At 63.2% G+C, this 8,741-nt stretch carries 1 pseudogene; it reads right to left on the bottom strand.

The window, feature by feature from the left end:
- Positions 1-44: 44 nt before the first annotated feature.
- Positions 45-8,741: pseudogene (locus tag AC07VU_RS30615) on the bottom strand (LapA family giant adhesin); the annotation flags it as partial.

Genomic DNA, 8,741 nt, shown 5'->3' on the forward strand with positions numbered 1-8,741 from the left:
GGGAAGAACCGGCCACCCAGGACGGGTGGCCGGTCGACCGTGGATCAGCTGTTGTTGTGATCGATCTTGATGGTCGGGTCGCTACCGGCGATCAGCGAGTTGATGTTGGTGTTGGACCAGTTGTTGCCCTCCAGCTTGATCGTCACGTCCGCGTTGGCAATGCCACCGGCCGCGTTGAGCTTGCCTTCGGAACTGACCTGCAGGGTCGAGGTACCGTCCACTGTGGTGATCTTCAGGAAGTTGTCGATGGTGCTGGCGCTCTCGCCCTGCAACAGGTCCCGCAGGTCGATACGGTCGCCTTCGCTGGCCTTGAAGTCCTTGATCACATCATTGCCGGTGTCGCCGGCCTTCCAGACGAAGGTGTCGGCACCCGAGCCGCCGATCAGGATGTCATTGCCCGCGCCACCGATCAGCGTGTCGTTGCCGGTACCGCCCAACAGGATGTCGTTGCCCTTGCCACCGTCGAGCAGGTCGTTGCCGCCCTGGCCGAAGATGATGTCGTTGCCGGCGCCGCCCAGCAGCGTGTCATTGCCGTCATGGGCCCCGGACACATCGAAGTCGGTGTAGTGCTCGGTGATGTACTGGTGCACGTTGCTGGTGGTGACGCTGCTCGCGGCCACGCCGGTCTTCTGCGCCACGAAGGCCTGCATGGCCTGGTAGCCCTCGCCGGCGATGCCGTTGAAGCTCACCAGGTCGCCGAAGATGATGTCGTTGCCGTTGCCGCCGTTGACCGTGTCGGCTCCCGGCATGGTCGCTTCGGTATGGCCGAGGATAGCGTCGGCCAGGTTCGACGGGTCGATATTGGTCTGTGGTGTGCTGTCGGTGTCGTACGGCCGCAGGTCGTTGAGGCTGACATCGTTGTTCAGGCCGATCGCTTCCACCTGCGACAGGTTGCTCAGCAGGGTGAAGCTGCTGCTGGAGTTGCTGGTAGTGGCGTTGTTGGTGTAGCTGCCCGCGCCGCCCAGGCTGGACAGTTCATAGGTGCCATCACCCTGGGCATGCAGGGTGCCAGCGTTGTAACTGGACCAGCTGCCCCAGGCCTGCGTCCATACCGTGACGCTGCCGCTGCTGTTGATATCGATCAGGTGCGTGCTGTCCGGTTGCAGCCGGACGGTATCGCCCAGCTGATAGTTGCTGGTCGTGATCACGTTATCGAGCCTGACGCTGCCGTACAGGATCGGGTTGGTCTGCTCGCCGGACTGGTAGTACGTCGGTTTGCCGTCGGTGATGAAGTACGTCAGGTTGGTGGCGTTGGTATTGCTGGTGGCCGCGCTGCTCAGGAAGAAGTTGGCCGTGGTCTTGAACACGTCCTCGTAGTTGGTGCCGCCGCCGGACGCCATGCTGTCCAGAATCGCCTTGAGCTGGGTCAGAGCGTTCGGATCGTTGAGGTTTACCGAAACCTGCTTGTTGACCTGGGTATCGAAGTCCGCCAGGAAGACGTTCACGGTGCCCGAGGTGCTGCTGCCCAGGCTGTTTTTCAGGGTGTTGAACACCGTGGTCAGCGAGTTCTTGGCGGCGGTGAGCGAGGCGTCGCTCATGCTGCCGGAGCTGTCGACCATGAACGCGATGTTGTAGTTCTTGCCTTGCACCACGTTCAGGCCGGCGACGTCGGCGACCATGATGTCGTTGCCCTCGGTGCCGACGAAGTTGTCGTCGCCCGCCGTGGCGACGCTGGCGCTGTAGGTTGCCGGGTACACCGTGACCGGGATCTGCGCGGTGCTGCTGGCCGAGCCGCCCAGGGATTCGGTGGAGGTCGAGGTCACGGTCAGGTTGAACGAGCCGTTGTAGTGCGACGGCGGGGTCAGGGTCAGCGTACCCAGGTTCCAGCCGGTGACATTGACTTCGCTGACGCTGCCGCCCGCGGTGAAGGTATGACCGGCGCCATCGCTGAGCACCGAACCGGCCGGAATGCCGCCGATCTTCACGCTCAGGCTTTCCGAGCCGTCGGTATCGGTCAGGGCGGTGGTGATCTTCGACAGCTTGACGCTGCCACCTTCGGCACCCTCGTTGAGCTTGTAGCCGTCGTAGTAGCCCTCGCCGTTGCTGCCGTGCAGCTCGGAAAGGGTGACGCCGGCATTGTTCAGTGCGGTTTCGCTCGGGTACATCGGGATGTTGGCGTTGCTCAGGTCGACCGGTGTGCTGCCATTGACCGACAGGTTGACGTCATAGGTGCCCGGGCCGCTCTGGTTGGCGTGGTAGATGTCCAGGGTGTAGTAGCCGCTGGTGGTCGGGGTGAACGAACCGCTGATGCTGCCACCGGCCCCCCAGGTCGCGGTGGCCACGTTCTTGCCGCCGATGGTGATCAGCAGGCTGTCGTCGCCGACACCGCTGAAGCTGTAGGTCTTGCCGGCTTCGAGGTAGATCAGGCCGGAGGTCTTCGAGCCGCTGCCGCCGGCCACGCTGGCGTCGGACTGGGCGTTGGTCACCGTCGTGCTGCTGGTCGGGTTGCCGGAGTTGTTGAAGACGTTTTTCAGCGCATCGCCGGTGATGCCGCTGCCGTTGGTGCCCAGGCCGCTGAGGCTGGTCCAGGACTCCTTGAGCAGGCCGATGGAGTTCACGCTGTTGCTCGCCACGCCCAGGGTCGGCGCATCGGCCACCGGGGTGATGTCGATCTTCACGGTGCCGGTGGTACCCAGGGCCTGGCCGTCGGTTGGCTGGAACTTGATCTGCGCGTAGTCGGCCTGCTGGTTGCCCACGCCGCTGCCGTTGTAGCCGTCGACACCCGACTCGTTGGCATCCGGGGTGAAGCGCAGCTTGCCGGCGTCGATATCGGCCTTGCTGAAGGTCTGGTTGCTGGCCACGTCCTTCCAGGTCGAGCCGTCGAGGTATTGCAGCTTGCCGTCGCCCGGCAACTGGGTGATTTTCACCCCGAGGCTGGCCGCAGGGCTGTCCACGTCGCTGACGCCGAAGGTGGCCCAGGTCAGGGTCAGGGCGGTGTCTTCGGTGCCGGTCACGGCGCCGCCGGTGGCCACTGGCGCGTCGTTCACCGCCACCACGTTGACCGTGGTGGTGGCGACGTTGGAGTAGTTGCTGCCATCGGTCATCGTCACGGTGATGGTCCGCGGCGTGGTGCTCGGATCCTCACTGTTGTTGGTGAAGGTGATGTTCTTGATCTGCTGCATGTAGTCGGCCAGCGTCGCATTGCCGGACAGGGTCAGGGTGATGGTGCCCGCCTGGCTGTTGGCATTGATGGTGATGCCGTTGACGCTGTTGCCCAGGTTCAGCTCATCGCCCGGCTGACGGTTGGTCAGCACGATGGTGGCGCCGGTCAGCATCGTGCTGTCCGGGTCGGTGATCGACAGGTCGGTATCGCCAATGGACACGCCTGGACCGCTGGTGCCTTCGGTGAAGGTCACCTTGTAGTCGGCCCCGGTGGCGCCGCTGGAGTTGTTGGCATCCAGGTCGAGGACCGGTGGCGCATCGTTGTCGATGATCGAAGTGGTGACGCTGCCATTGGTGCCGCTGACCACCAGGTTCTCGAAGTTGCCGCCGGTGGCCGAGTCGATCTTGACCACGAAGTTTTCCGTGCCCTCGGTGATCTTGTCGTCGATGGTGGCGACGTTGAAGCTGGCGCTGCTGGAGCCCGCCGGGATCTTCACGGTGTACACGCCGGTGAAGTCCGAGCCGTCGGCGGCGGTGCCGCTGTAGCTGATCTTCAGGGTGACCTCGGTTTGCGCCGGGCTGGTCAGGCTGACGGTGTAGGTCGCGGCCTGGCCTTCGGTGACCGAGGTGCTGCCGTTGATGCTGGCAGTGGTCGTATTGATGGTGTCGGTGACGCTGGTCACGGCCGGCGTGGTGCTTGGCACCAGGTTCTCGAAGTTGCCGCCGGTGGTGCTGGCGATACTGGCGCTGACGTTGCCGGCGTCGATGTACACATCGTCGCTCGGCGCGGCCACGGTCACGCTGCCGCTGGTGGCACCGGCGGCGATGTTGATCACCGCGCCGTTGCTCAGGGTCACGGTCACCGGAGTGCCCGCGGCGTTGGTCAGGGTCGCGGTGTAGACGATCGAACCGCCTTCGGCCACGGTGTTGGTGGCGCTGAGTGACAGGTTGGTGGTGTCCGGAGTATCGGTCACGGTGGTGCTGACCGGCGTCTTGTCGGCCACCAGGTTCTCGAAGTTGCCGCCGCTGACGGTGCTGATCGAGTTGCTCAGTGGCGTGTGGCCAACCAGCACATCGTTAGGCGCGGTGATGCTCACCGACCCGGTGGTCTGGCCGACGGCGATGGTGATCTTCTCGCCATTGGCCAGGGTCACCACGACCGGGCTGCCGGTGACCGGCGAGGTCACGGTGGCGGTGTAGGTCACGGCGCCGCCTTCGACCGCCGATGGCGTCGCCTTCAGGCTGACGGTCGAGGTGTCGATGGTGTCGGTGACGTTGGTGACCGCAGGCGTAGTGCTCGGTACCAGATTCTCGAAGTTGCCGCCGGTGGCGGTCTGGATCGTGGCTTGCACGGTGCCGGCGTCCTTGTAGACGTCGTCACTTGGCGCGGCCACGGTCACGGTGCCGGTGGTGGCGCCGGCGGCGATGTTGATCACTGCGCCATTGCTCAGGGTCACGGTCACCGGAGTGCCCGCGGCGTTGGTCAGGGTGGCGGTGTAGACGATCGATCCGCCCTCGGCCACGGTGTTGGTGGCGCTGAGGGTCAGGGACGTGGTGTCCGGCGTATCGGTGACCGTGGTGTTGGCCGGATTGCTGTCGACCGCCAGTTTTTCGTAGTTGCCGCCGGTGGCGTTGGTGATGGTGGTGCTCAGGGAGCTGCCACCCGCCAAGGCATCGTTAGGCGCCACGAAATTCACGGTACCGCTGCTGGCGCCGACCGGAATGGTGATGGTCTGGCCGTTCGACAGAGTGACCACGACCGGCGAACCGGTTACTGGAGCGGTGACCGACGCGGTGTAAACCACGGTGCCGCCTTCGGCCACATTCGAGGTCGCGGTCAGGCTGACGGTCGAAGTGTCGATGGTATCGGTAACGTTAGTCACAGCCGGTGCAGTGCTCGGCACCAGATTTTCGAAGTTGCCGCCGGTGGCGGTCTGGATCGTGGCTTGCACGGTACCGGCGTCTTTGTAGACGTCATCGGCTGGAGCGGCCACGGTCACAGTGCCAGTGGTGGCGCCGGCGGCGATGGTGATTACCGCGCCATTGCTCAGAGTCACGGTCACAGGTGTGCCCGCAGCGTTGGTCAGGGTCGCGGTGTAAACGATCGAGCCACCCTCGGCCACGGTGTTGGTGGCGCTGAGGGTCAGGGACGTGGTGTCCGGCGTATCGGTGACCGTGGTGTTGGCCGGATTGCTGTCGACTGCCAGCTTCTCGTAGTTGCCACCGGTGGCGTTAGTGATGGTAGTGCTCAGGGAGCTGCCGCCAGCCAGGGCATCGTTAGGCGCCACGAAGTTCACGGTACCGCTGCTGGCGCCGACCGGAATGGTGATGGTCTGGCCATTGGACAGGGTGACCACGACTGGCGAGCCAGTCACCGGCGCGGTGACGGAGGCGGTGTAAACCACGGTGCCGCCTTCAGCGACGTTAGGCGTCGCGGTCAGGCTGACAGTTGAGGTATCGATGGTATCGGTGACGTTGGTCACAGCCGGTGCAGTGCTCGGCACCAGGTTTTCGAAGTTGCCGCCGGTGGCGGTCTGGATGGTCGCTTCGACCTTGCCGGCGTCCTTGTACACGTCATCGGCTGGAGCGGCCACGGTCACGGTGCCCGTGGTGGCGCCCGCTGCGATGGTAATCACTGCGCCGTTCGACAGCGTCACGGTCACAGGCGTGCCCGCGGCGTTGGTCAGGGTGGCGGTGTAAATGATCGAGCCACCCTCGGCCACGGTGTTGGTGGCGCTGAGGGTCAGGTTGGTAGTGTCCGGAGTATCAGTAACCGAGGTATCAGCCGGCTTGCTATCAACATCCAGCTTCTCGAAGTTGCCACCGGTTGCGCCGGTAATGGTGGTGCTCAGGGAGCCGCCACCCGCCAGGGCGTCGTTCGGCGCGGTGAAGTTCACGGTGCCGGAAGACTCGCCAATCGGGATGGTGATGGTCTGGCCGTTCGACAGGGTTACCACCACCGGCGAACCGGTCACTGGAGCGGTCACGGAGGCGGTATAAACCACGGTGCCGCCTTCTGCCACAGATGGAGTAGCGGTCAGCGACACAGTCGAAGTATCGATAGTGTCGGTGACGCTGGTCACAGCCGGCGTAGTGCTCGGCACCAGGTTCTCGAAGTTGCCGCCAGTGGCGGTCTTGATTGTGGCTTCTACGGTACCGGCATCTTTGTAGACGTCGTCACTCGGCGCGGCCACGGTCACGCTGCCGCTGGTGGCGCCGGCGGCGATGGTGATCACCGCGCCATTGCTCAGAGTCACGGTCACAGGCGTGCCCGCAGCGTTGGTCAGGGTGGCGGTGTAAACAATCGAGCCGCCTTCTGCCACGGTATCGGTCGCAGCCAGGCTGAGGGTGGTGGTATCCGGAGTATCGGTGACCGAGGTATCAGCCGGCTTGCTATCGATAGCCAGCTTCTCGTAGTTGCCACCCGTAGCGTCCTTGATGGTGGTACTCAGGGAACTGCCGCCAGCCAAGGCATCGTTAGGCGCCACGAAGTTCACAGTACCACTGCTGGCGCCGACCGGAATGGTGATGGTCTGGCCGTTGGAAAGGGTGACGACGACCGGCGAACCAGTGACTGATGCAGTCACGGACGCGGTGTAAACCACGGTACCGCCTTCGGCGACGCTAGGAGTAGCGGTCAGGCTGACGGTCGAGGTATCGATAGTATCAGTGACGTCAGTCACTGCCGGCGTGGTGCTCGGCACCAGGTTTTCAAAGTTGCCACCGGTGGCGTCCTGAATGGTCGCTTCGACCTTGCCGGCATCCTTGTATACATCGTCAGCAGGCGCTGCGACGGTCACAGAGCCGGTGGTCGCACCGGTAGCGATTGTGATGATCGCACCGTTGCTCAAGGTCACGGTTACAGGAGTGCCCGCGGCATTGGTCAGGGTAGCGGTGTAAACGATCGAACCGCCTTCGGCCACGGTGTCTGTCGCACTGAGCGTCAGGTTGGTGGTGTCTGGCGTATCGGTCACCGAGGTTTCAGCTGGTTTGCTGTCAACGTCGAGTTTTTCGTAGTTGCCGCCGGTAGCGCCGGTGATGGTGGTGCTCAGGGAGCTGCCGCCAGCCAGGGCATCGTTTGGTGCCGTGAAGTTCACGGTACCAGACGACTCGCCCACCGGAATGGTGATGGTCTGCCCATTCGATAGGGTGACCACGACCGGCGAGCCGGTGACTGGAGCGGTGACCGATGCGGTGTAAACCACGGTGCCGCCTTCGGCCACAGATGGAGTGGCGGTCAACGAAACAGTGCTTGTGTCGATGGTGTCGGTCACGTCGGTGACAGCCGGTGTGGTGTTCGGCACCAGGTTCTCGAAGTTGCCGCCAGCGGTCTCTTTGATACTGACTTCAACCTTGCCCGCATCCTTGTACACATCGTCCGCTGGGGCGGCGACGGTGATAGAACCAGTAGTAGCGCCTGCAGCGATGGTGATCACCGCGCCGTTGCTAAGAGTTACGGTTACCGGAGTCCCGGCCGCATTGGTCAGGGTGGCGGTGTAAACAATGGATCCACCTTCAGCAACAGTGTCGGTCGCAGTCAGGCTCAGAGTGGTGGTGTCCGGGGTATCGGTAACCGAGGTCTCGGCAGGTTTGCTGTCGACATCGAGCTTCTCGTAGTTGCCACCCGTTGCAGCGGTGATCGTGGTGCTCAGGGAGCTACCGCCGACCAATGCATCATTGGGCGCAGTGAAGTTCACGGTGCCGGAGGATTCACCTACCGGAATGGTGATGGTCTGGCCGTTGGACAGGGTGACAACGACTGGCGAACCAGTAACCGGCGCAGTCACGGAGGCGGTGTAAACGACAACGCCACCTTCAGCTACAGACGGCGTTGCAGTCAGGCTGACGGTCGAGGTGTCGATGGTGTCAGTGACATCAGTCACAGCCGGAGTGGTGCTTGGAACGAGATTCTCGAAATTACCGCCAGCAGTCTCTTTGATGCTGACTTCGACTTTGCCGGCATCTTTGTAAACGTCATCTGCGGGGGCTGCGACGGTCACGGAACCAGTAGTGGCACCTGCTGCGATAGTAATCACGGCGCCGTTGCTCAAGGTCACGGTCACTGGAGTGCCCGCGGCATTGGTCAGGGTAGCGGTGTAAACGATCGAACCGCCCTCGGCCACGGTTTCGGTGGCGCTCAAGGTCAGGTTGGTGGTGTCCGGGGTATCGGTCACCGAGGTGTCAGCAGGTTTGCTGTCGACATCGAGTTTTTCGTAGTTGCCACCGGTTGCACCGGTAATGGTGGTGCTCAGGGAGCTACCACCCACCAAGGCATCATTCGGGGCTGTGAAATTCACAGTACCGGAGGACTCGCCCACTGGGATGGTGATGGTCTGGCCGTTCGACAGAGTGACGACTACCGGCGAACCGGTCACTGGAGCAGTGACGGACGCGGTGTAAACCACGGTACCGCCTTCAGCCACAGACGGAGTAGCGGTCAGCGACACAGTCGAAGTGTCGATGGTGTCGGTCACGTTGGTGACGGCTGGAGTCGTGCTCGGCACCAGATTCTCGAAGTTGCCGCCAGTAGCAGTTTTGATTGTGGCTTCTACGGTACCGGCATCTTTGTAGACGTCGTCCGCAGGAGCGGCCACGGTCACGGAGCCAGTCGTAGCGCCGGCGGCGATGGTAATCACTGC

This window comes from Pseudomonas sp. GW821-FHT02B10, from assembly GCF_059421865.1.